The 24,911-nt window shown below is 30.8% G+C and carries 21 protein-coding genes; 20 read left to right on the forward strand and 1 reads right to left on the reverse strand.

The genetic code is table 11. The features are described from left to right. Positions 1-15 precede the first annotated feature (15 nt). The 12 genes from ACP15M_RS00935 to ACP15M_RS00990 all read left to right on the forward strand — a co-directional run bounded on the left by ACP15M_RS00935 (position 16) and on the right by ACP15M_RS00990 (position 15,823). Positions 16-741: a hypothetical protein gene (locus tag ACP15M_RS00935; protein WP_425075286.1), complete on the forward strand. Its 726-nt coding sequence runs from the start codon at positions 16-18 to the stop codon at positions 739-741. Between the two features lie 103 nt (positions 742-844). After that, positions 845-1,717, forward strand: a complete 873-nt coding sequence (locus tag ACP15M_RS00940; protein WP_425075287.1) for a helix-turn-helix domain-containing protein — start codon at positions 845-847, stop codon at positions 1,715-1,717. Between the two features lie 84 nt (positions 1,718-1,801). Next, positions 1,802-2,179, forward strand: a complete 378-nt coding sequence (locus tag ACP15M_RS00945; RefSeq protein WP_425075288.1) for a nuclear transport factor 2 family protein — start codon at positions 1,802-1,804, stop codon at positions 2,177-2,179. A 15-nt stretch (positions 2,180-2,194) separates the two neighbouring features. Continuing rightward, positions 2,195-2,935 carry an SDR family oxidoreductase gene (locus ACP15M_RS00950; RefSeq protein ID WP_425075289.1) on the forward strand — a complete coding sequence of 247 codons (741 nt, stop codon included), beginning with the start codon at positions 2,195-2,197 and terminating at the stop codon, positions 2,933-2,935. A gap of 34 nt (positions 2,936-2,969) precedes the next feature. Next, positions 2,970-3,956 carry a quinone oxidoreductase family protein gene (locus tag ACP15M_RS00955; RefSeq protein WP_425075290.1) on the forward strand — a complete coding sequence of 329 codons (987 nt, stop codon included), beginning with the start codon at positions 2,970-2,972 and terminating at the stop codon, positions 3,954-3,956. A gap of 330 nt (positions 3,957-4,286) precedes the next feature. After that, a complete protein-coding gene (locus ACP15M_RS00960) occupies positions 4,287-8,234 on the forward strand; it encodes a PAS domain S-box protein (RefSeq protein WP_425075291.1) in 3,948 nt (1,315 codons plus the stop codon). Positions 8,235-8,465: 231 nt separating this feature from the next. Beyond that, on the forward strand, positions 8,466-8,891 hold the full coding sequence (locus ACP15M_RS00965; RefSeq protein ID WP_425075292.1) for a hypothetical protein: 426 nt from the start codon (positions 8,466-8,468) through the stop codon (positions 8,889-8,891). Continuing rightward, positions 8,878-10,716 carry a PAS domain-containing protein gene (locus tag ACP15M_RS00970; RefSeq protein WP_425075293.1) on the forward strand — a complete coding sequence of 613 codons (1,839 nt, stop codon included), beginning with the start codon at positions 8,878-8,880 and terminating at the stop codon, positions 10,714-10,716. Before ACP15M_RS00965 ends, ACP15M_RS00970 begins: the two co-directional genes overlap by 14 nt. A 13-nt stretch (positions 10,717-10,729) precedes the next feature. Continuing rightward, positions 10,730-11,188, forward strand: a complete 459-nt coding sequence (locus tag ACP15M_RS00975; RefSeq protein WP_425075294.1) for a response regulator — start codon at positions 10,730-10,732, stop codon at positions 11,186-11,188. Between the two features lie 41 nt (positions 11,189-11,229). After that, a complete protein-coding gene (locus tag ACP15M_RS00980; protein WP_425075295.1) occupies positions 11,230-13,173 on the forward strand; it encodes a T9SS type A sorting domain-containing protein in 1,944 nt (647 codons plus the stop codon). A gap of 2 nt (positions 13,174-13,175) precedes the next feature. After that, positions 13,176-13,931, forward strand: coding sequence for a hypothetical protein (locus ACP15M_RS00985; protein ID WP_425075296.1), 756 nt, complete (start codon positions 13,176-13,178; stop codon positions 13,929-13,931). A 134-nt stretch (positions 13,932-14,065) separates the two neighbouring features. Next, positions 14,066-15,823, forward strand: coding sequence for a T9SS type A sorting domain-containing protein (locus ACP15M_RS00990; protein WP_425075297.1), 1,758 nt, complete (start codon positions 14,066-14,068; stop codon positions 15,821-15,823). A gap of 133 nt (positions 15,824-15,956) precedes the next feature. Here the strand turns inward: ACP15M_RS00990 and ACP15M_RS00995 are convergent, their stop codons facing one another. Continuing rightward, positions 15,957-16,955: a helix-turn-helix domain-containing protein gene (locus ACP15M_RS00995; protein ID WP_425075298.1), complete on the reverse strand. Its 999-nt coding sequence runs from the start codon at positions 16,953-16,955 to the stop codon at positions 15,957-15,959. Between the two features lie 146 nt (positions 16,956-17,101). On the opposite strand from ACP15M_RS00995, the gene ACP15M_RS01000 reads away from it, so the two are divergent. The 8 genes from ACP15M_RS01000 (at position 17,102) to ACP15M_RS01035 (ending at position 24,812) form a co-directional block, all read left to right on the forward strand. After that, on the forward strand, positions 17,102-18,196 hold the full coding sequence (locus tag ACP15M_RS01000) for a DUF2911 domain-containing protein (protein WP_425075299.1): 1,095 nt from the start codon (positions 17,102-17,104) through the stop codon (positions 18,194-18,196). Positions 18,197-18,207: 11 nt separating this feature from the next. Next, positions 18,208-19,578 (forward strand): PDZ domain-containing protein, encoded by a 1,371-nt coding sequence (locus ACP15M_RS01005; protein WP_425075300.1) that lies wholly within the window; start codon positions 18,208-18,210, stop codon positions 19,576-19,578. Continuing rightward, a complete protein-coding gene (locus ACP15M_RS01010) occupies positions 19,579-21,114 on the forward strand; it encodes a hypothetical protein (RefSeq protein WP_425075301.1) in 1,536 nt (511 codons plus the stop codon). It begins immediately after the preceding gene. Position 21,115: 1 nt separating this feature from the next. Continuing rightward, positions 21,116-21,601: a hypothetical protein gene (locus tag ACP15M_RS01015; RefSeq protein ID WP_425075302.1), complete on the forward strand. Its 486-nt coding sequence runs from the start codon at positions 21,116-21,118 to the stop codon at positions 21,599-21,601. 108 nt (positions 21,602-21,709) lie between these two features. Next, complete coding sequence (locus tag ACP15M_RS01020) at positions 21,710-22,915, forward strand: DUF885 domain-containing protein (RefSeq protein WP_425075303.1); 1,206 nt, start codon at positions 21,710-21,712, stop codon at positions 22,913-22,915. Between the two features lie 261 nt (positions 22,916-23,176). Next, positions 23,177-23,974 (forward strand): sulfite exporter TauE/SafE family protein, encoded by a 798-nt coding sequence (locus tag ACP15M_RS01025; protein ID WP_425075304.1) that lies wholly within the window; start codon positions 23,177-23,179, stop codon positions 23,972-23,974. Between the two features lies 1 nt (position 23,975). Continuing rightward, entirely contained in the window at positions 23,976-24,581 is a 606-nt protein-coding gene (locus tag ACP15M_RS01030) for a methyltransferase domain-containing protein (RefSeq protein WP_425075305.1), read from the forward strand. Between the two features lie 81 nt (positions 24,582-24,662). Further along, entirely contained in the window at positions 24,663-24,812 is a 150-nt protein-coding gene (locus ACP15M_RS01035; RefSeq protein ID WP_425075306.1) for a hypothetical protein, read from the forward strand. Positions 24,813-24,911: the final 99 nt, after the last annotated feature.

Below are 24,911 nucleotides of genomic sequence, written 5' to 3' on the forward strand. Positions count from 1 at the left end.
TCAATACTTTAAAATATGAAACATTTACTCTTTTTATTAACTAGCATGTTGTTTGTCGTTACAGCAACTGCACAAAACAACACTAACATGAATTCTATTTTTGAAATTGCCATTAACCAATCTAAAGACGGAGAGCATCAAAACTTTTTAGACACCAGAGCTAAATTTGTAGAGGTATTAGGAAAGGAAGATGCGACATTAAACGAAGGAAAATGGAACCCGTTTTTTACAGTAATGCCTAATGCTGATTTAAGCACTATTTTAGTAGGAATGACCGAGTGGAACTCTATGCAAGGTTTTGGAGAAGCAGCAGCACGTTTATTACCACAAGATGAAGCTGTCGCTTATTTTTCAAGTTTTAATCCGTTAGCTTATGCCTTATTAGAGCCTGTTGATGGAAAACCATTTGATATGAAAACTATTAAAAAAGAAGGCACCGTTGTAGAATTTGCCATAAGAAAAGGAAAGACAACCGATGCTTTTGGTGAGGTAAGAAATACGTTTTTTAATTCGTTAAACAACTACGAGGGTTATCAGTTTGCTAGAGAATTTAAAGTATATAAACTTAACGAAAAAGGTATGCCAACATTGGCAGAACACACACAAGCTGTAGTTATTGTTTGGGATAATGCTGAAAAATTTCAAGCGGCAGCTACACCAATTTTTAACTCTAAAGCTTACGCCGATTTTGCAGGTGTAATTGATGTTGAAACTTACTTTGCCACAAGTCCGACAAAGTAATTTTGATTAATAGCAAGTAAAAGGTAGTTGAAAATATTCGGCTACCTTTTTTTATTTTCAAAATTCAAAATAGTATCTTCAAGGCATTGATTTTTTTTTTGATATGCAGTTGCTAAAAACCTATCCAACCATAACTTCTTTTTACAAAGACACGGGTTATTATTTATCTTCGGAAGCTATTTCGTTCGATATTATAGATTTTGCCAGTATTAATAATGATGTAAAGCGCATAATTGCACCACATCGTCGTAATTTTTATACCATCATATTTTTTAAAAATCAGAACCAAGGACGTATTCAGTTAAATACCGAATACCATAAAGGCATGGAAAACGCTTTGTTATTTCACGGACCAGAACACGTGTTTAGCTTTGTGAGAGATCCTAATGTTGAAGGATTTGTAGTGCTATTTAGTAAAGATTTTTTAAAATCATATAATACCGATCTTCAAAAGAGTTTCCCGTTTTTTTCTGTTTATAATCAGAATATATTTCATTTAAGCGATGATGAGCTAGCACAATTTAGTACCATTATAGATGCGTTATTTGCAGAAAAAAAAGCTATAGAGGTAATACAACCGTTGCTCATGGCATTTCTTCAAAAAAGTTTAATCTTATTTAGTCAATACCAAGCGCAGACAAAATACATTTCAGCAAAAAACGTTCTAGTTAGGCGGTTCAAACAACTTATTAGTAATCATTATACCGAAAGCAAACAGGTAGACTATTACGCTAATCTTTTAGCCATTTCACCTACTTACCTTAATGAGGTTTCTAAAGCACTCACCGGAAAAACCTCTAAACAACTTATAATGGAACGTATTCTTTTAGAAGCCAAAAACCTTTTATTGCATACCAGTTATTCCGTTGCAGAGGTTGCACACTTTCTTAATTTTTCTGAACCAACACACTTTGTTAAGTTCTTTAAAAAGGAAACACAAGAGACCCCAAACACCTATAGACATCGAAAACATTGATTTTTACCATAAATACCTTGTTTTTGGTAATTAAAGCACCGAGTTTATTGTGAAATTTGCTATTATAATTAAACACAATATAAAATGAAAACACCAAAAGAACTTGTAGTAGCTTATATGAATGATGTATGGGTTAACAGAAACACCACAAATTTAGATACCTATATTTCTACTAAAACCTTTATACAGCACAATCCGCATTTAGATAACGGTATTGAAGCCCTAAGAAATTTTCTACCGCATTTGTTTAATAATATGATGCCAGAAGGTACTTGGCAGGTTGAGCGTGTCATTGCAGACGACCAAATGGTAGTAGTGCACAGTTTAGCAAAACCAACTGCCGAAGCTTTAGGTATGGTTGTGGTTGATATTTTTAGAGTAGAAAATAATAAAATAGTAGAACATTGGGATGTTACAGCAGATGTGCCAGAAACAACGGTAAGTGGTAATGCTGTCATTTAATTAAATCCTTTTATTATGAAGTTTAAAAACAAAACCGCAATTGTAACAGGTGCAGGATCTGGTATAGGCAAAGCTGTTGCAGAACATCTAGGAAGGCAAGGCGCTAATGTTGTTATTAACTATTATTCTGATGATCAGATTTCCAATACCCAAACGAGTATTTCTAAAATAAAATCGAATGGAGGTCAGGCTATTGCTGTAAAAGCAGACGTCAGTAATTTAAATGAGCTTAAAGCGCTTTTTGAAACTACTAAAACCACATTTGGTAGTATTGATATTGTGATAAATAATGCTGTACTTCCTGTTTTAAAACCAATTGCAGAAGTTACAGAAGCCGAATTTGATGCCATGTTTAATGTTAATGTGAAATCGGTATTTTTTGCTCAGCAACTATGTGCCACAATGATGAATAATGGCGGACGCATCATTAACTTATCTTCGCATACTACGTTCTTGTTTTTTCCAAACTACGGATTATACGATGGCACAAAAGGCGCAGTAGAGCAGATTACCCGAGTGTTTTCTAAAGAGATTGGGCACAAAGGCATTACCGCTAATGTGGTATCACCAGGCGCAACCGATACAGCCGAGTTTGCAACCCGTCCGCAAGAGCTAAAAGATCGTGTGTCTGCTATGTCTGCAATGAACAGAATTGCAAAAGTAGATGAAGTGGTTAACGTTATTTCCTTTTTGGCTAGTGATGAAGCCAGTTGGGTAACAGGGCAGAACATTAAAGTTAATGGAGGCGCTGTTTAACTAAAAAAACAAATCAGCTAATATTTTTTATCGTATGAAAGCAATTCAAATACAAGATCATGGTAGTGTTGATGTTTTAGAATACAGAGATGTGCCATTGCCAGCATTAAAAAAGGGGCAAGTATTAGTAAAAATAAAAGCGGCATCAGTAAATTTTAGTGACACAATGCTTCGGTCTGGAAATATGCCGCCAAACATGATGCCTAAACTACCTATTATTCTAGGGGTTGAAGGCTCTGGAATTATTGAAGATTCAAACGAAACCTTCTTACAAAAAGGAAATAAAGTTGCATTTTTAGGCCTATTAGGTTCATCTGTTTACGCTGAATATGTTGCTATTGATGCCGATAAATTAATAGTTTTAAATGAAGATATTAATTTGTATGAAGCAGCAGTAATACCTGTAAATTATTTTACGGCATATCATATGTTAAAAAATGTAGTAAACGCAGAGGCAGGAAAAATAGCATTGATTTACGCTGCTTCGGGTGGTGTAGGAACTGCGCTTATTCAGATCGCAAAGCTTCTTGGACTTAAAGTTGTTGCTTTAGAGCGTAGAGAAGAAAAATTAGCTATAGCCTTGAGTCAAGGTGCCGATTATGCCTACAATACTAGTAATAAAGACTGGAAGAAGAACCTAATAAATGATATAGGAAAAGATAGAATTAACTATGTGTTTAATCCTGTTGCAGGAGATAGTATTGTCAATGATCTAGATTTATTGGCAACTCTTGGCCATATTGTTGTGTTTGGACTTTTAGGAGGATTAGGAAACCTTAATCTTTTGCAAGAGGCAGTCAATAATTTCCATAAAGCACCAACAATATCATTTTCTGAAATTTACGCCACCTATAATAATGACTATTCTGTTGTTAAAAATGCATTAAACCAACTTTATAAATGGCTTAATGAAGGTAAGATTAAACCTAAATATGAAACTATGCCTTTAAGTCATGCCAGAAAAGCGCATGAGAAGTTAGAAAACGGACAGGTACAAGGTAAGTTATTACTAACCATATAGAAAGGATAAGCTCATGCAATTGCTGAAATTAAAAAATAGTAGAGCCTACCATTCAATAACTTCATTCAATTATTGATTCTTCATAAAACTAAGTAATAAACTATTTTCTAAATTGTTAGAGTTTTTTTTCTTCAATTGTTGATAAGTGTATTGATAACTATTATGTAGTATGTGTTTGAATTATAGCTAATTTTTATTTTTATGCGTATCTTAATAGTTGTATATCTTATTCAAGAAATTAGGGTCTATAGTTCTAGAATATTGATTACAACTTAAAAGATTAGCTATTATTTCAACAAAATATATTAGAGGGAGAATAATATATTTTAAATGAGTAACACTAAAAAGAATTTACTTGAAGAATTACAACAAATAAATGGTTTTACAGACAGTTATATAGAATCAATAAAAGATGGATTAGTAATTATTGATACCAATGGCTATATTGTAATTACTAACAACATTTTTTGTAGTATAACTGGTTATGCCAAAAAAGAATTACTTGGTATTAGTGCGCCTTTTCCATTTTGGCCTCCAGAGTTTCATAATGATTATAAGAGAATTTATGAAGAGGTATTAGATGGGAAACAAACGTATGAGTTTGAAGCTGTATACCTTCGTAAAGATAGTTTTAGGATTCCTATTTTTATGAAAACTTCAACTATTAAAAACAAAAAGGGAGCAACTATTGCTTATTTAATTTCGGTACAAAGTATAAATAATAACGAAGAAAGTCTTTTAAGTAATTCATTTCCTAGCAAAGAACTATATTCTGTTTTAAATTACAAAAAAGGATATTTAGATTTAATTGACGAAAAGCAAGTAAAATCTCAATTAAACACTTCTTTAGATTTAATCTCTGATGGTTTAGTATCGTTTGATAAAAATTGGTGTTATACTTTTATAAATAAGAAGGCAGGAGAACTTCTTGGAAAGAATCCAAGTAGCCTTTTAGGTAAACATGTTTGGACTGAGTTTCCCGAAGCAGTAGGAAAAACTACTTATAAAGCTTGTAATAAGGCCATCAAAACTAAAAAAACACAAATATTTAATGACTATTATGAAGCTTTAGATATTTGGTTTGAAAATAGAGTGTATCCTCATGCAGAAGGATTAACATTATACTTTACAGATATTACCGAACAAAAAAAAATAGAGAAACTTTTAATTGAAAGCGAAAAAAATCTTGATAATATCATTAATAATATTGGAGATCCAGTATTTGTAAAGGATGATAAAAGTCGTTTAAAATTCGTTAACGATGCATTTTGTAAAACTTTTAATCACTCTAAAAATGATATTATAGGACAAACTTTAGAGCAAGACGTTGCTCCCGAAGAACGTTTAAGCTTTTTGAAAATAGATCAAGAAGTCTTAGCTACAGGTGTTGAAAATATTAATATTGAAAAACTTAGAATAAAAGGTAAAGGAACTAAAATAATCTCTACCAAGAAGAATAGATTTATAGATTCTGAAGGAAAAAAATTTATTGTCGGAATTATTAGAGATATAACTCAATTAAAACAGATTGAAACTCAACTTTTAGAAAATGAATACTATTTAAGACAATCTCAAAAAGTTGCTAATATTGGATCTTATACAGTTGATTTAAAGACTTCAGAATGGACTTCTTCATCAGTATTAAATGCGATTTTTGGAATTGATGAGACCTTTGAAAAAAACGTAAAGAGCTGGAATGATTTAATACATGTTGAAGACAAAAAAAGGATGTTGCGCTATTTTTATAATTGCGTTAATAAAAAATTGAGATTTGACAAAGAGTACAGAATTATACAGCATAATTCAAAAAAAGAAGTTTGGGTGCATGGAATAGGAGAGTTTATTTTTGATAGCGATGCAAACCCAATAAAGATGATTGGTACAATTCAGGATATTACCGAACGTAAACAATCTCAAATACGTTTAGAACAAAGTGAAAAAACGTTACTAGAAGCTCAAAAAATAGCTAAGGTAGGAAACTATAACTTAGACTTAAAAACAGGTAAAGCTCAAACATCTATAACGTTTAACAATATTGCTAATTTAGATTTAGATCGTGAAATAACATTAGATGAATGGACTGACATGATGCATCCAAAAGATGTTTCTCGATGTTTAGAAATGATAGACAAAAGTATTGAGTCTGGAGAAAAATTTAATTTCGAGTATAGAATATTTACCAATAAAACAAAAGAGTTAAAATGGATTCATGGTATAGGTGAAGTGTTATATAATAATAAACAACCAACTAATTTTTTTGGTACCATCCAAGATATTACTCATCGTAAAAAAGCTGAGATTGAATTAAAAGTAGCTAACGATTTTACAGAAAACCTTGTAATGTCAATGCAAGAAGGATTACTTATGCTTGATAGTCAAGGTAAAGTGATTAAGGTAAACGATTCATTATGTAATATTTTAGGTTATTCGGAAGATGAACTTATAGGACTTGAATTACCGCTTCCATTTGTGAAACCAGAGGATTATGAAACCATGCAAGAGATTAATGAAAAGGTTGCAAATGGTGAAATCTCTTCGTTTCAATTTGAGTTTATTAGAAAAGATAAGAAAAAAATTATAGCTTCCTTTTTAGCAGGTAATATCAAAAACGATAAAGATGAAGTGGTTGCAATATTTGCTACAATCAAAGACATATCTGATGAAGAAAAAACTAAATCAGTATTAAAAGAAGTGGCTATTAAATCTACTCAAAAAAAAGATGTCATTATGAAACTAGCTGGTTTTGTAGGCAGTGATCTTAGAACAGCTTTTAAAAGTGTCACAAAATTGGCTTCAGAAACGTTAAATGTTTCACGAGTAAGTATTTGGAAATTCAACAAAAACAAAACCGAACTAAAATGCAGAAAACTGTTTTTGTTAAACGAAAACAGATTTGAGAAAGGACATATTATAACAGATGTAGACCGTTCAGAATACTTTAAAATTTTAGACGCAAAAAAATCTCTTCTTGTTAATGATGTTGAAAAGGAACCAATATTTAAGCAGTTTGCACAAGACTATTTAGTGCCTAATAATGTGAGATCTTTAATGGATATATTAATAAATGGTACAGATGGTTATTACGGAGTTATTTGCTTTGAACATGTTGGTGATCATATTCGCAATTGGACAGCAGATGAACAAGAATTTGCTGCAGCAATAACAACTGTAGTGTCTTCTGTGGTTGAAAGTTATGAACGAAAAATTGCAGACGAAAAAATTATAAAAGCAAATGAGAAACTTTTAGAAGCAAACGAAGAATTAAATAAATTAAGAGAACAATTAGAACAAGAAAATGTTTACTTACGTAACGAACTAGACTTAGTATTTAACTATGAAGAAATGGTATATGGAAGTGTTGAGTTTAGTAATGTATTAACAGAAGTAGAAACTGTTGCGCCAACAAGTGCCACAGTTTTATTACTAGGAGAGTCTGGTACAGGAAAAGAACTTTTGGCGCGAGCTATTCACAATACGAGTTTAAGAAACGACAAACCATTAATTAAAGTGAATTGTTCTGCTATACCTAGAGAATTAATCGAAAGTGAATTATTTGGTCATAAAAAAGGATCGTTTACAGGAGCTTTTAGTGATAAAGTTGGAAAGTTTGAATTAGCTGATGGTGGAACACTGTTTTTAGATGAAATAGGAGAACTGCCTATAGATATGCAACCTAAAATTTTAAGATTTTTGCAGGAAGGAGAAATAGAGGTTGTTGGAGGTGTTGGTTCAAAAACTTTAGATGTAAGAGTTATTGCAGCGACTAATCGAAATCTTTTAGAAGAGATTAATAAAAATAGATTTAGGGAAGACTTATATTTTAGACTTAATGTTTTTCCTATAAATATTCCTGCTTTGCGTGAACGAAAGGATGATATTCCGCTACTAGTTGAGCATTTTGTAGATAAGTTTAATAAGGCTTACGACAAACATATAAAATATATACCAGATGATTCAATGAGTAAATTACAGGCTTATAACTGGCCAGGAAACATTAGAGAATTGGAAAACTTAATTGAACGCGCTTCAATATTATCAAAAAGTGAAACCTTATCTATTCCTGGTTTTGAAACAACTCATCAAAAAACCAAACAACTTATCGCAGGAAAAGATTTATCTCTTGATTCTATTTTACGTAATCATATCCTTCAAGTTCTTGAAAGTTGTAAATGGAAAATTAGTGGAAAAAATAGTGCTTCAGATTTGCTAGATTTAAAACCTAGTACATTGAGAGATAAAATGTCTAAACTTGGCATAGTTAAACCAAAACATAATTAGCGGTATTCCGTGACTCGTGTATTTTATCAGATAAAAAACACGGTATACCGATTTTTTTGAGTATCACCTTTATTTTCTTAAACAAACACAAATCGTTGCTATCCAGTGGTTTGTGTTTTTTTTTGTGTTTCAATGCTCTTTTTGGCACTAGAATTGGCATAAGAAAAACCAATGATTAAGTTGTTTGTTAACAATTGACTTAGTTTAAGTTTTACAACTAATATAATATAAATGCACAATAAAGAGAATTACATAAAAATAGGAGCAACAACCTTTTGGCTAGATTTAAATGGTGTACTTAACTGTAAGTTTGGCAATAAAAACCCTAATTATAGGCTAGACAAATTTATATCTAGACTATATATAAGGGCAATAGAAAAATTATGTAAAGGCAAGCCTACAGCATTTTTAATAGATTTAAGAGGAGCTCGAGGTACTTTTACTCAGGACGCAATGAAAGTATTTGCTAAATCGGTTTTACTCAAAATGCTAAAAATATCTGAAGCTTTTATCTATGATTCTGTTAGAATGAAAATATTAATTCTCTCTTATAAAAGAATTTTTGATGATTTTATTCCTTACCAATTATTTAATGATTACCAATTAGGGCAAGACTATTGTAGACTTACAAAAAATGATTTCTATGGAAGCAATTAATTACTATACATCTTCTCACTTAGATCATACTTTATCCTCTTTGATTAAAGATAGTTCGATATATACCATATCAGATGCTTTAGGTCGAATAGAATATGTAAGTGAAAACTATTGCAAAATTTTTGAAACAAATAGAAATAGACTTATAGGAGAACCTCAAAAATTATTAAAATCTCATCTGCATTCAGATGTACTATATAAAGATTTATGGCGAACTATTAAAATGGGTCATAAATGGAATGGTATATTATCTGAAACATTAAACAGTGGTAAAACTTTACACCTTGATGCTACCATAATCCCTATACAAGATGAAATTGAAAATTGCATAAAATATGTAGGATTATATAATAACGTTACTAAGATTCATCAACAAAACAACGAGTTACAAACTGAAAGCATCATTGACAAAAACTTGCTAAACGTTATGCCTTTTCATGTGTTTTTAACATCTAAGCATGGTAAAGTCTTAAATGCAAATAAGAGTTATAATGGTATAGCAGTTTCAGAACTTATAGATACTTATATTTATGATTATTTCAGTTTTGAGTCTTTTGAAATAATAAAGAATAACATTGAGTTTGTAGCTTCAGAAAAAGTTTCTAATCAGTTTGAAATTACAGAATTTGACTCGACTAAAAAACGTCGCTACTATTCTATATTAATCGCACCAGTTTTCAATGAGCTTGGAGGCTTACTTTCTTTGACTGTCACAATTCAAGAAAATATAAAAAAGCATTCAATAAATAAAGACAGAGAGGCTGGAAGAAAATGCAGGTTAATTTATAAGTCTATTAACGTTGGTATTATTGTAGTAACTGACGATAAAGGAAAAATTACAGAATGGAATAAAGGAGCTGAAATTGCCTTTGGATACACAGAATCAGAAATACTAGGAAAACCGCTTACAGTATTAATCTCAAAAAAATCCAGAAAAACAAGTATAAAAGAGTTGTTAAATATTACTGAAAAAATTGATAACAATCAAGATGTTGAACTCATAGAATTACATTGTTTAAGTCAAAGTAAAAAAGAATTTCCAGTAGAGCTTGCTTTAAGTAGTCTAACGTTTAAAGGCAAAAAGATCTATTGTGCAATGATGCTAGATATATCTAAACGAAAAACATTAGAAAATAAACTAAAGCAAAAAACCAAAGATTTAGAGTTGTTCTTATATCGCTCGGCACATGATTTAAAAGCACCTTTTTCAACAGCTGAAGGCTTATTAAATTTATTAGAAAGAGATGCTTCAACAGAAAATTCAAAAGTATTAGACTTGCTAAATACTACAATCAAGAATGGAAAATTGCTGTCAGAAAGTTTAACTCAAGCATCCTTAATAACAGTGAATAGAAAGGAGATTACTAAAATCGATTTTCAGAAAACTATTGAAGATGTTTTACACTTACTTTCATTAAACCATAATTTAAAAGGTATTAATACAGTAAAAACTCTAGATACCTCTTTAGAGTTTTATACTAATCCAGACTTATTAAATACAATCTTCCACAATGTAATTCATAACGCAGTTATTTACTCTAAATCACCAACAAAAACAAAAAAGCCATGTATCACTATTGCTGTTAAAACGTTAAATAATAAGGCCATAATAGAAATTAGTGATACAGGTATAGGCATACACAAAGATAATTTGCAAAAAATATTTGATTTATACTTTAAAGCAAATAACCTTGATAATACTGGTAATGGTCTAGGCTTATATGTTGTTAAAAATATTGTGGAAGACCTTAATGGAGAAATACATGTAGAAAGTAGGCTTAAAAAAGGCACCACTTTTAAAATTATATTACCTAATCTAAACTAATTTTTACCTGCTTATGAAACTTAACTTTATGATTATTGATGATAATAAAATAGACTTATTTATTTGTAAAAAAATTATAGAAAAATCTTCTGTAAATCATCGTGTTAGAACCTTTAAAAAGGCTTATAGCGCAATTAAATTTTTAGAAGTTTTTACAAAGAAATTAGAATATCAAGAAGTGTTTCTTCCAGATATAATTTTATTAGATATCAACATGCCAGAAATGAGTGGTTTTCAATTTTTAAGTGAGTTTAATAAACTCGAGAAGTCAATTGAGAAACCTATCAAAATTTTTATGCTGTCTTCATCAACAAATATGCACGATGTAATTAAAGTAAAAAGTGAAAAACATTGTGTTGACTTTATAAGCAAACCTTTAACTGTTGAAGAACTCAACAAAATTATAAGTAAATCACAGTCATTTTTAACTCAAAATCATTATCCAAAAAATGAAATAGCAAATTATTATTAAACCCATACAAATCTATTATTAACCTTTAAACCTAATTATTTATGAGAATAAAATTTTACTTATGCATTATTTTAACAACTTCAAGTTTTATTTGTGGTTTCTCTCAAATTGTAAATGAGGGTTACCTTAAAATTAATTCTTTAACAGATGTTTATTTTAAAACAGAATACACCAATTCAGAAAGTGGTATTCATAAAAGCAATGGCAATCTTTATTTAAACCATAGCTTTATTAATCATGGTATAACACCTATGCCTACATATGGAACAACGTACTTTAAAAGTTCTAATCATCCTATATTATCCATTTCTGGTTCGTCTAATTATATTAAGTTCTATAACTTAGAAGTAGATGTGACTGGAGTGAATGCTAAAGGTGTAATGATTGACGATGATTTAGGAATTATCATTGAGAAAGGATTGCACTTAATAAATGGTGATTTTCGTTTATTAGGAGAGTCACAATTAATCCAAAACTCATCTTCTAATATGAATTTTATACTTGATGGCAATCTATTGGTAGATCAACAAGGCTATGCTTCAGGTTATAAATTCAATTACTGGTCATCACCTGTAAGTAGCGATGGAACATTCTCTCTTTCTGAATCTAAATTTGATGGTACAGACTCAAGTGTTAATCCATTTGAGCCTACAGAATTATTGTTTAATTCTAGTTCACCTTTTAATGGTATACCATCTGTATTAGATGGATTTGGCAATGTTACTACTGCATTAACAATTAATACGCAATGGATATACAAATATTTACAAGGAACAGGTTTGTATACTGATTGGGTTGCTCTAGATCAATATAGCAATTTAAATCCAGGTCAAGGTTATACCATGAAAGGTTCTAATTCTCCTTTGACAGAGCAGAATTATGTCTTCTTTGGTGCCCCAAATAATGGTGAATACTTATTACCAATAAATGCAGGAGAGCAATCCTTAATAGGTAATCCTTATCCTTCTGCTATAGATGCTAACCGATTTATAAATGATAATTTGTTACTCTTTGATACTTTATACTTTTGGGTAGATGGAGGATCTACATCACATGCATTAACCGACTATTTGGGAGGATATGCTCTGTATAATTTAACAGGTGGAATTACACCATCTATTGCGTCTCCATTAATTAACGGAATTGGCACTGCAGGAAATATTACAGAGCCTTCACAGTATATACAAATAGGACAAGGCTTTTTTGTAGATGCTTATGGAAGCGGAAACATTACGTTTAACAACTCTCAAAGAACCTTTGCTATAGAAAGCGCTATGGAGCCTAGACAAGATGAAGCTTCTTCAAATCAATACATTCGTTTAGGATATGAAGATCCAGAAGGTTTTCACAGACAACTACTGTTAGGCTTTTTATCAAATTCTAATGCAGATATAGATTACAATGCAGGTTATGATGCGACTTTAAATCAGCATAGAGATGATGATTTGTTTTTTGTGATTGAAAATGACGAAGAGAAAAAATATGGAATTCAAGGTGTAGGGAGTTTTGATGAAACATTAGAAATACCATTAGGCATTCAAATTTCAGAAACTGGCACTCATCAAATCATGTTAGATGGTGTTGAAAATTTTCAACATCCAATATATTTAAAAGATCATGAATTAAATATCACACATAACCTAAGTGACTCTAACTTTAATGTGAATTTACCAACAGGACATTATTTAAATAGATATTCTATTGTTTTTGAACCTGAGGAGACTTTATCAATTGCTGATGATACCACCTCACAAATAGATGTTTTCTATGCTGGAAATGAGCATATTATTATAAACAATTTAAAGCGACTTGAAATTAAGAGCATTAGTGTTTTTAATGTATTAGGACAAGAAGTTTTACAATTGAGTTCAAACTTAAATCATCAAGAAAGATTACAAATTCCCTTTAGCAAAAGCAAAGGCATCTACTTGGTGCAAGTTGAAACCAATAACCTCAAATTAACCAAAAAAATCTTAAACTATTAATTATGAAAACTTTACATTTACGATTAGCCCTATTGACTTTAGTGGTTTTTACAAGTTTTAATTACAAAGCCATATCTCAAGTAGGTATTGGTATTGAACCAGATGATTCTGCTATGCTAGATGTTAGCTCAACAGAAAAAGGGATGTTAACTCCTAGAATGACATCAGTACAAAGATTAGCTATTATAAATCCAGCTAACGGATTACTGGTTTTTGATACAGATGAAATTGCCTTTTATTTTTGCGATGGCGAGAATTGGAATAAACTTATAGATGAAAACAGTTCTAGTAATTTCACAGGTTGGGCACAGTATGCTGATGGTACATATACTTCAGTAAGCCCTTTTTCTCTTGCTGCTTCTACTAAGGTAACTTTACCTAATGATGCAAGTTCTATTAATGATTCTCAAATCCCTTCAGATATTTCAACATTTTATAACTCAACAACGTCTAAAGTACTAGGAAGAAATGGTGACGGTTTTAATGTAAAAATAGAATTTATGGTAAGACCAACTGTCAATATCAATACTACTCTTACTGTATCTGTAGATATTGGTTCGCCAGTAGGTGAAGTATGTTACAACGACTTTACAACTGCAAAAGGTATTGGTGCAGAGCACTATTATATGAACTCTTTTAATGTTCATACATTAGATACTTGGGAGGCAAATGGTGGTACTATTAAAATTGAAAGCAATTACCCTGTAGAAATTTACAATATCCAATATGTTTTTACTAGAACACACAAAGCAAGATAATCTATTAAGAAACTTTTTAAAAATATAACAACACCTATGCCTTTTAAAGCCCAATAAGGTATAGTGAATACAATTCTAATTAAACGAAACGCACGTTAGATAAACGTGTATAACCCAAATCTAAATTATTTATTATGAAACATTTTAACCTACGATTAAAATTATTGTTTTTAACCGTCTTTGCAGGCGTGAATTTTAGTGCAATAGCACAAGGCGAACCCGAACTACAACCATTTGCTTGGAATGGTTCTATATCTTCTGATTGGGATGATCCTAATAACTGGACACCAAATATAGTGCCTGTTATAACATCAGAAATTACTATTCCAATAACAGGCAATGCTCCTACATTTACTGGAGTAAAAACTGTTGAAAATGTTATTATTAATAGTGGCGCAAGTTTAACAATACCTGTTGGAGCGACACTAAACATAACTGGCGATTTAGACATGTATTCTGAATCAAATTCTTATGCTAGTTTAATTGTAAATGGAACAATTGCAATTACAGGTACAGCAAAATATCATCGATTTACCAATTCTCAGTCTAATGGTAACGATTTAATTGCGCCACCATTAGCAGGTCAAACATGGTCTTCTTTTTTAACAAGTGATGCTAACTATAATGAAGGTGTAATTTTTAATAATGGCGTGCAACCAACCACTACTTATCTTTTTGGACCTTTTGAAAAAGGAGCTACAGATGACTATTTATTATATGATGATAATAGTACAGAGGTATTGGTAACAGGTAGAGGTTATAGAGCTGCTACCAATACTGGTAATGGCGCAACTTTGACCTTTACAGGATCTGTTGTTACTGGACCAGTAGTTGCTCCAATTCAAAGTGATTCATCTGGACAATATTCTGAATGGAATTTAATTGGTAATCCTTATCCAGCTTATATTGATGTTGAGGCATTTTTAACTCATGTTGGATCTGTTTCTGAATTACCTAATATGACGTTGTTTGACGAATCAACAGCTGCTATTTATGGCTATAATGCTGAAACAGTAGATCCAGGTAACAAATGGACCGTTTTAAACTTAGCTACAGGTTCTACACTTATTGCTCCTGGACAAGGCTTTTTTGTATCGTCTAGTTATCCAATTTCTAGTCTTGAGTTTACACCAGATATGCAAGTAGCAGGAAATGCTGATGATTTTATCTTGGGAAGACAAGAGGATGAACCAAATGATTTTGCAAAAATAAAAATGCAATCTGCTACCAATCATTGGTCGACCTCTGTTTACTTTCATGAAAATGGTAGTAATGGATTAGATGTAGGTTATGATGCGTGTATTTATGGAAGTTCAGTTCCTGACTTTTGTCTATATACTCATTTATTAGACAATAATGAAGATTTACCGTTTGCTATACAAACATTAAATACTAATGTGTCTAATAATGTAACTGTTCCTTTGGGAGTTAATGCTAGTCAAGGAGAGCAAATTACTTTTAGTTTAGAAGATTCGTATTTACCAGAAGAAATAGAAGTTTACTTAGAAGATACTTTAACAGGTACCTCTACATTGTTAAACACATTGGATTATACTATTACTACAACTTCATCTATTAGTGGTACTGGTAGATTCTTTTTACATTTTGCAACAGATGATACGTTGTCATTAGATGAAACGAATCTTAATAATCTTAATGACTTAAATGTTTACAGTAATCCAACCAATCGAACAATTTTAGTAGAAGGTGCATTACAAAGTGAAACAAAAGCTAGTGTTTATGATATACACGGTAGAAAAGTGCTACAAAGCAAAATGGATACTTCTATAAATAGAAATGTAATCATGGCAAATGAATTAAGTTCAGGAGTATATGTTGTTCAATTACAAAACGACTATCAAGAAATAACTCAAAAAGTGATTATTAAATAAAAAATATAATGTTCAATAAAAAAACCACTCTTTAGGGTGGTTTTTTTATTGAATTTAATGAAACAATAACTGAAGCATTTTGACATGGTAATTAGACTTACATGTCATGTTATAGCTATATAAAGCTATTAATTTACTTAAATGTTTGTTCTTGAATTTCTTTTTGATATGCTCTTGGTGACATAGATGTTTCTTTTTTAAAAGCATTGTAAAATGTTGAGGCTGTATTAAAACCAACATCGTAGGCAAGGTCTTCAATTTTTTCGTTAGCAAACTCTGGTTGCGAAAGCTTCTGTTTAATAGTTTGTATTCTGAAACTATTAATAACTTCAGGGAAACTCTTTTTGTATATTGATTTTGTGGCTTTAGATACTAAATAGGTTGGTGTGTCTATTGCTTCAGAAAATTGAGCTAAAGAAATAGCTGGTTGCTTAAAAATTTGATCGTCTTCTATTGCCGTTTTTATTTTTTGCAATAAAATTGGTGACAAAGCTTTAGTATTTACTTTTTTTGTTACAACTGGCGATTGTAATGCGTAAAAGAATAAGAAATAGATTACTAAAGATGATAATCCGATACCAATAGCATAAGCATTAATATTTTCTCCTAGCAATTGGTAAATTAGTATGACAGCTAATACAACTAAAGCATAAAAAAGTACGTTATTCCATTTTGATAATTCTGTAGCTTTTGATTTTATTATAAACTGATTTGCTATAAATCCAAGATAAGCAGCCAAACTTATGTTTGCTAATAAATACATATTGTAAGCATAGGCATTACTATTAATTAGTATAATTATAAACCCAATAATAGGAAAAGCTAGATGCAAAAAGGTTGTAGGTTTTAAATTAGTAAGTTTATTGTGATTGATGTTGAAATACGTTAATGCCAATGGACCAATACATGAAAAACCAAAAAAGCCTAAACCAACTCCTATAGATGATATTTCAGGAAGCGCATAATAAAAAATAGATTTTGCAATTCTAAAAGCAATAGCAATAAATAATAACCCAAGAGACATATCTTTTAGTCTATCTTCTTTTTTTATAAATAAAAAGTAGCTAGCTAAAAATCCGCAAGAAGTTACTGCAATACTTGAAAAAACAATAAGCGCTGTGGATGGATTCATTTTTTTTGATTTATACAAATATAATAGTTAAAGCAGTTTCACTTTTGTTAAAATGCTCTTAAATCTATCTCCATATTTCAAGAATTAGGAGATTTTAGAGAAGATAAGACACTAGTTTTGTGTGTATAAACAATAAAAACCATAACATGTTAAAAAAGTACTACGCAACTTCAATCTTATTATTAGTTTCAGTAATTGCCTTTGCGCAATTTCATACATTAAACATTCCGCAATCAAGTCCTAAAGTTCAAGAAACTCAAAAACTAGGTGTTACCAATATCACAATAGATTATAGTAGTCCTTCAGTAAGAGGAAGAGATGTCTGGAACAATTCTAATATTATTCCTCAAGAAGGAAATCCTATTGCCTGGAGAGCAGGAGCCAATATGAACACCACAATTACTTTTAGTACAGATGTAAAAATCGAAGGACAACTTTTAAAAGCAGGAAAATATGGGTTTCATATCATTCCAAAGGGAAATACATATACCTTATTGTTTGCTCATAATAATGATCAATGGGGAAGTTACTATTTAGATATTGATAAAGACGTAACCTTACGTGTTGAGGTTGAAGCTGTAGCGTCTTCCTTTTCAGAACAATTAGATTATGAGTTCTTAGAGCGCACAGAAAACTCACTAATTATTGGATTAGAATGGGAAAATAAACGTATTCCTTTTAAGGTTGAAGTAGATCTAAACGCTACAACTGTCGCAAGTTTTAGAAGTGAATTAAGAGGAATAAACACCTATCATTGGCAAGCATGGAATGATGCTGCAAATTGGTGCTTAAATCATAATACCAATTTAGAAGAAGCTTTAGAATGGGTAAATCGATCCATAAATGGTGGTTATAACGGTTTTGCAGCAGATAAAAATCTTAGAAATTTAGGAACTAAAATAAAGCTTCTTGAAACACTGAATAAAAAAACTGAATTGCAAGCGACACTCAAAGACGCTAAAGCACTTTATGCAACATCTTATGATGCCAATGAATTTGGAATTTTCTTATTGCGCAACGGTTTTTATCAAGATGCCTATGATTATAATAATACAAATTTCAAAAAATATCCAGAAGCTTGGTCTTTACAATTAAATAGAGGTTTAAGTCAATATTTTTTAGGAAATATAAAGGCATCAGTAAAAGATATTAAAAAAGTAAAAGAATCTGCTCCTGAGCGATTTCATAATAGACTTAACGAAATTATTACAGAAGTAGAAACGGGTACATATAAATTATAAATACAAAACAAATGAAGCAATTAAAATATATAATTATAGTTTTTGTCTTGCTGTTTGTTCAACAAACTTTTGAAGCACAAACACTTAAAAGAAAGGGTTTGTTAGGTATTATGATGCAAACATTAACCGATAGTATAGCAATCCAGAATAATCTTAATATCAAAACTGGAGTGCATATTACTACAGTAATGCCAAGCACAACGTTTTCAAATTTAGGTATAAAACAAAATGATGTACTTACAAAGCTTAATGGTACACCTGTAAACACTATTCAAGATGTGCTTACACTAACTAATCAACTTCGTGAAGGAGATGCAATAGAGGTAGAGTATTATTCTAATAATAAAAAACTAACGAACTCTACTACTTTAAAAGGTAGACCTATTGAAACTTTTGAAAATGGAAATGTTACTTATGGTGAAGTTGTATATAAAGATAATATGTTAAGAAGTATTTTAGTAACGCCTAAGCATGTTCAAAAAGCACCAGTCGTATATTTTTTGCAAGGTTACACATGTGGCTCTATTGAAACAGTTTCTAACGACAACCCAATGAAAAAACTAATGAAAGATTGGTTAGATGCAGGTTTTGCTGTGTATAGAGTGGAGAAGCCAGGTGTAGGTGATAGCCAAAGTAAAAAGCATTGTTCTGAAATAAGTTTTGATGAAGAGCTTACTGCGTTTAAAGAAGGTTATAAAGACTTGCTTAAACAAGAAGCAATAGATGCAAATAATATTTTCATGTTCGGACATTCAATGGGAGGCGTAATTGCACCTCTTTTAAATGAGGTAAAAGCACCAAAAGGCATTATGGTTTACGGAACTGTTGGCAAAAACTGGTACGATTATATGGTGGACTTATACACTGTACAACCAAAACATTTTGGAGTATCTGACGCTCAAATAAAAGAGGATAATAAGGTGAATTTAAAGTTTAATGATGATTTCTTAATTAATAAACTTTCTGGAGAGGAAATGCTTGAAAATGATGCTTATGTTGCGTTTTTTAACGCAGCAGATTTTGAAAGAAACCAGTATATAGGACGTCATTTTAAGTTTTGGCAAAATTTGGCAGATGTTAATATTCCTAATGCTTGGTCTAAAGTTAAAACCAATGTGTTTGCTATGCATGGTGAATTTGATATTCAGGCAATAAACTCAAAAGGCGCAAAAAAAATTGCTGAGATCGTTAATAAAAATGGAGGTAAAGGAGATTTTATATTAATTAAAAATACTGATCATGGTTTTGTAAGTTTTAAGTCTATGCAGCATAATGTAGAAACCTTGGGTAATGGTAGTTATATGACTCATGCACGTGATAATTACAGTGTAATGTTAGGTAAGGAAAGTGCACGTTGGATGTCTTCAAAAATCAAACAATAAATGAATGTTAAGATTTTAGTCGTATTAGGTTTTATCCTTTTATCGTATACAACAAGCTCTCAAGAAGTTAATTTTAATATTGATCAAAAATCTTGGGAGGAAGACTTTCAGTTTTTAAAAAAGAAAGTAGAAAAAATAGTACCTCAATATCAAAATAAAATGTACAAAACTAGTTTTGATGCTGTGTACGATATAATAAGTGATTCAGAAGTTGGTAATAATAAAGAAGATGTGGTTTTTGCCTTACAACGATTGTTAAATACCTTAAATGATGAAGGTTGTAATGTGCCATTGTTTCAAAAAGGTGTGGCATTACCAGTATCACCTATAAAAACCTATTGGTTTAATGATGGTTTATATATTCTTGATGCAAGTGATAACTATAAAGATGTGATTGGTAAACAAGTTGTAAAAATTAATAATACAACCATAGAAGAAGCTTTTAAAAAGCTAAAACCGTTATTGAATGCAGATAATGATTATTATAAAAAATACTTGTTTCAGATTTACGGTTTTATGCCATCAATGTTAAAGTTTCTTGGTGTAGAAAACAATAATGATGAAGTGTTAGTAGAATTTGCTTCAGGTGAGTCAATACAAATTAAAGGAAGTACAATTCAAGAGTACTCAAAGTTATCAAGGTTATTACCTAATGATGAATTTTTCAGTGCTTCAAATACAAGTTATAAGAATAAAAACTATTGGTTTGAGTTTTTGCCGAATACCAAATCACTATTTATACAGTTGCAACAAATATCTAATAATGAAAATGGTGATTCGTTTTCAGGATTTGTGGATAATATTGAAAATATTATTGAGAACAACAAAGCCAATAAACTCATTATTGATTTAAGATATGGAGGAGGTGGAAATGGTTTTAAACTAAAACCACTAACAGACATGTTAAGAGATTCAAAAGTTATTAATAAAAAAGGCCATTTGTTTGTACTAACGAGCAAAGCCACTAGAGGAACTTTACTTGAGCTTGCTTCAATATTAAAGTTAAATACTAAGGCAGTTATTGTTGGTGAACCTACAGCAGAAGGAGCTAATACAGTAGGAGATATAAAGTATGTTACACTACCAAATTCCGGTTTAATCGTATCATTAACGCATACACTTTGGCCAACAAGTTGGAAAAATGATACTAGCACATTTTTGTTACCAGATGAACAGGTTACGTTTAATTATTCTGATAAAGTTAAAGGAATCGATCCTTGGCTAAATGCAGTTGGTAATTATAAGGTTAGAGAATCCCAAATACCTGTTCCGAATGATTTGAAGAATAAACTATTAGGAACCTATAAAATAAATGGAAGAAAAGTTACCATAGCAGATAAAAATGGTAGATTACTTTTAATGATGAATCGAAAAATGAAAAGCTTTTTTGAAATTCATACTGAACTTCATTTTCAATCTGAAGGCGTACTTTCTACAGATATTGAAGGTGTTACTTTAAACTATACTACAACTAATTTAAATGAGGTGACATTGCAGTCGTTGCATTGGAATCAAATGGTTTTAAAAATTCAATAATATGAGATTACAGATTTTTACACTTATGTTTATGATAACCCTATTTTTAGGATGTTCTGAAAGCGAAGTAGATTATACAATTACAGAAGCAGATAAAAAAGAAATCGAAGCGCTTAAAAAAAATATCCCTTTAATTCTCGCTAATGAAGGATGGGAAGCATACGAGAAAACTTTTTCTAAGAATTATAAAAATTGGCACATGCTTGGAGATCAAGTTCGTCATAGAGACGAGTATCTTTCTCTTGTAAAACAATGGTATGATGCAGGTAATAGAGCTAATGATAGCGAAGTGCAATCTGTTGCATTTATTCCAATAGCCAAAAACAAGGTCATGTACTTGCATAAACAAATAGAGCGTTTTGATTTAGTCAATACAGAAGAGAAGCAGCTTTCTAGAGATATTCGGTTTATTGGCATTTTTATAAAAGAAGAAGGAGAATGGAAAGTAGATTTTACTGCTTTTATGGATGCACCTCAAAATAGTTAATCTAGAAACATATAGTAAATAGAAATGATAATGTATAGAAAAAGAAATATAGTAGTAATACTTTTATTTGCATTTCAAATAATATTTTCCCAAAACACAAGTTTTGAGATGCTTAGAAAGCAATTTCTAGAAGGCTACACTGCATTAGATATTCCTAATTTACAAGTCAATTATGTACAGAACTTAATGGCTATTAAATCTGTTGAAGATGTAAACAATCAAGAAGTTTTTTTTAAAGCGATTAAGGAACAATTAGCACGTGTCAATACGTTAAATTTAGAAGAATATGAGCGTTTAGATTATTATATCATGACCTATGAAGTTGAATTGAACTTAGAGCGCATCGCTTTAGAAAAGCAATGGAATTATGACACGCAACTAGATGATTCTAAAAGTATTTATGCTATTGAAAAAGGTAAAAATTGGTATGCCTATTTGTTAAAGCGTTGGGTAAATGCTCAAGTTAAACCAGACGATATATTTCAATTCGGACTTGAAGAAATTAAGAAGGTAAAAGCTGAAATGAAAAAGATACAAATTCAGTCAAAGCTTTCAGAAGAAACCTTTAAGAGGCATTTAAATGATTCGTCTTTCTTTTATTACAATGTCAACGATGTTGAACAAGCATTTAATGATATTAAAATTGAAGTTGCTAAAATATCAGCACACATTTTTCCATATATAAAAGACATTTCAGATGTAGAGATTGCACAAGGTTCTAATCCTTCATTAGCACAAGTACCAGCTCATTATAACAACGGAACATTTTACTTTAACTATTTTGACAAACCTTTTAATAAAAGGCAAATCGATTGGATTTACATTCATGAAGGAATACCAGGACATCATTACCAAATAATGATAAATAATATCATAAAGAGAACAGAAATTCAAAATCTATTTTGGTACTCAGGATTTGTTGAAGGTTGGGGAGCTTACGTTGAATATCTTGGTAAAGATTTAGGAGTGTATAAAACCATATATGATGAATATGGAAAATGGGAATGGGATTTAATTAGATCTGTAAGAGTTGCTTTAGATGTTGGTATAAATTATTATGGTTGGTCTGATGACAAAGCAATTAGCTTTTGGAAAACACACATAGCAAATCTTGATGATATTGGATGGAGAGAGATTGCTCGTATGAAGCGTTGGCCAGCTCAAGTTGTTACCTATAAATATGGATCTGACATTTTTTTACAACTTCTTGATGAAGAAAAAAAGCATGATAAATTTGAGTTTTTAGCATTTCATAAAAAACTATTGCAGTATGGTGATATTCCAATGTCTGTTTTTAAACAAGTATTAAAATAGTTGTTCTAACCTAAGAGAACAGGTTTTCAATACGATTTTTCGTTCTTCAAAATCACTTTAACTGAGGCTTAAGGAGTTATTAATTAATATTATCTAATGGTTCATCTTGTATTTCATATTTATTTTTGAATCTCGTAAATTGCTTTGCTTTTTATAGTTTTTGTTATACTTTGTGCAGACAATATTGCCTTTACAATTTCAAATCCTTAAGGTTGTTAGAAATATTAAATTGAGTGCACTTTTGATTGACATAAAACAAACATGAACATTGAGCAGTTATTAGGTTATTTTGGAGCTTTGCTCATAGGCGTTGTTTTAGGACTCATTGGTGGAGGTGGCTCTATTCTAACGGTTCCTATTTTAGTGTATTTACTTTATGTTAATCCTGTAACTGCTACTGCATATTCATTGTTTGTTGTTGGTATTTCTGCTTTGGTTGGTGCCATTAGAAATATTCAAAAAGGCTTGGTCGATTTTAAAACTGCCATTGTATTTGCAATTCCTGCTTTTATTGCTGTGTACTTAACGCGAAAATATTTAGTGCCAGCTATTCCTGAGGAATTATTTTCAATAGCAACTTTTGTAGTTACTAAAGATATTGCTATCATGCTCTTTTTTGCTATTATTATGCTTTTGGCTTCGGTGTCTATGATACGTAATAAAAATAACGTTCTTGAAACGAATACTCAAGTTGCTTATAATTATCCCTTAATAATTGCTGAAGGATTGGTTGTTGGTGTTTTAACTGGAATTGTAGGAGCAGGAGGAGGATTTTTAATTATTCCAGCATTGGTGTTATTGGCTAAGCTTCCTATGAAAAAAGCCGTAGCGACTTCACTACTAATCATTGCTATTAAATCTTTAATCGGTTTTATTGGCGATGTTGAAAATTTGACTATCGATTGGCAGTTTTTACTCACTTTTACAGCTGTTTCAGTTTGTGGTATTTTTTTAGGAATTTATTTTTCAAAATTTATTGACGGAAAGCAACTAAAAAAAGGCTTTGGCTGGTTTGTGCTTGTAATGGCTATATATATTATTTGGAAAGAATTATCGTAATATGGAAACACTTGACGAAACGTATTGGGACAATCGCTATAAAACCAACGCTACTGGTTGGGATCTTGGAGAAATATCAACTCCGCTTAAAACATACATAGATCAGCTTACAGATAAATCTTTGAAGATTTTAATTCCTGGAGGTGGTAACTCTTATGAAGCGGAATATCTTTTTAATAACGGATTTAAAAATGTATTTGTTGTAGATATTTCTGAAACAGCATTGCAAAATATAAAAGCGAGAATACCTAAGTTTCCTAAGAAACAATTATTGCATTTAGATTTTTTTGAATTAGATAACACGTTTGATTTAATTATTGAACAGACTTTTTTTTGTGCATTGCATCCTAATCTAAGACCTAAGTATGTACATAAAATGCAGAATCTTTTAAATACAGAAGGGAAACTAGTTGGACTTCTGTTTGATGTTCCTCTCTATAAAGATCATCCTCCTTTTGGTGGTTCGAAGGCAGAATATATTGCACTTTTTGATAAGTATTTTAAAGTATTAATAATGGAAACTGCTTATAACTCTCATCCAGCTAGAAAGGATAGAGAATTGTTTTTTATTTTAAAGAATGAGGATCTTATTTGTTTGAATTCATAATTTTTTTTGAATACTGACAATTATCATAGTTGCTGTCATTTTGCAATATTAACTTTGGTGCAATAACAAACACTATATATTATGATATCTCAAAGCATTGCCTTATATAACTGGACTAATGGCGTTATTATGATTGCTATTTTTGGACTGGTTTGTTTAACACTTATTGGGTTTTTGGTAAAATTTATGACCACAAGTGATAGAGGTAAAAAGGATACTAAAAAGCAATAGTTTTTAGTTTTCAGAATTATTTCTCTCAACTTTTAGTCAATTATCGATTTTATTATCCGTTTAAATCATTTATTTTTAGATTGATAGCAATCTCTGTAT

This window comes from Psychroserpens sp. S379A (genome assembly GCF_049800755.1).
In the GTDB taxonomy this organism is placed as follows: domain Bacteria; phylum Bacteroidota; class Bacteroidia; order Flavobacteriales; family Flavobacteriaceae; genus Psychroserpens.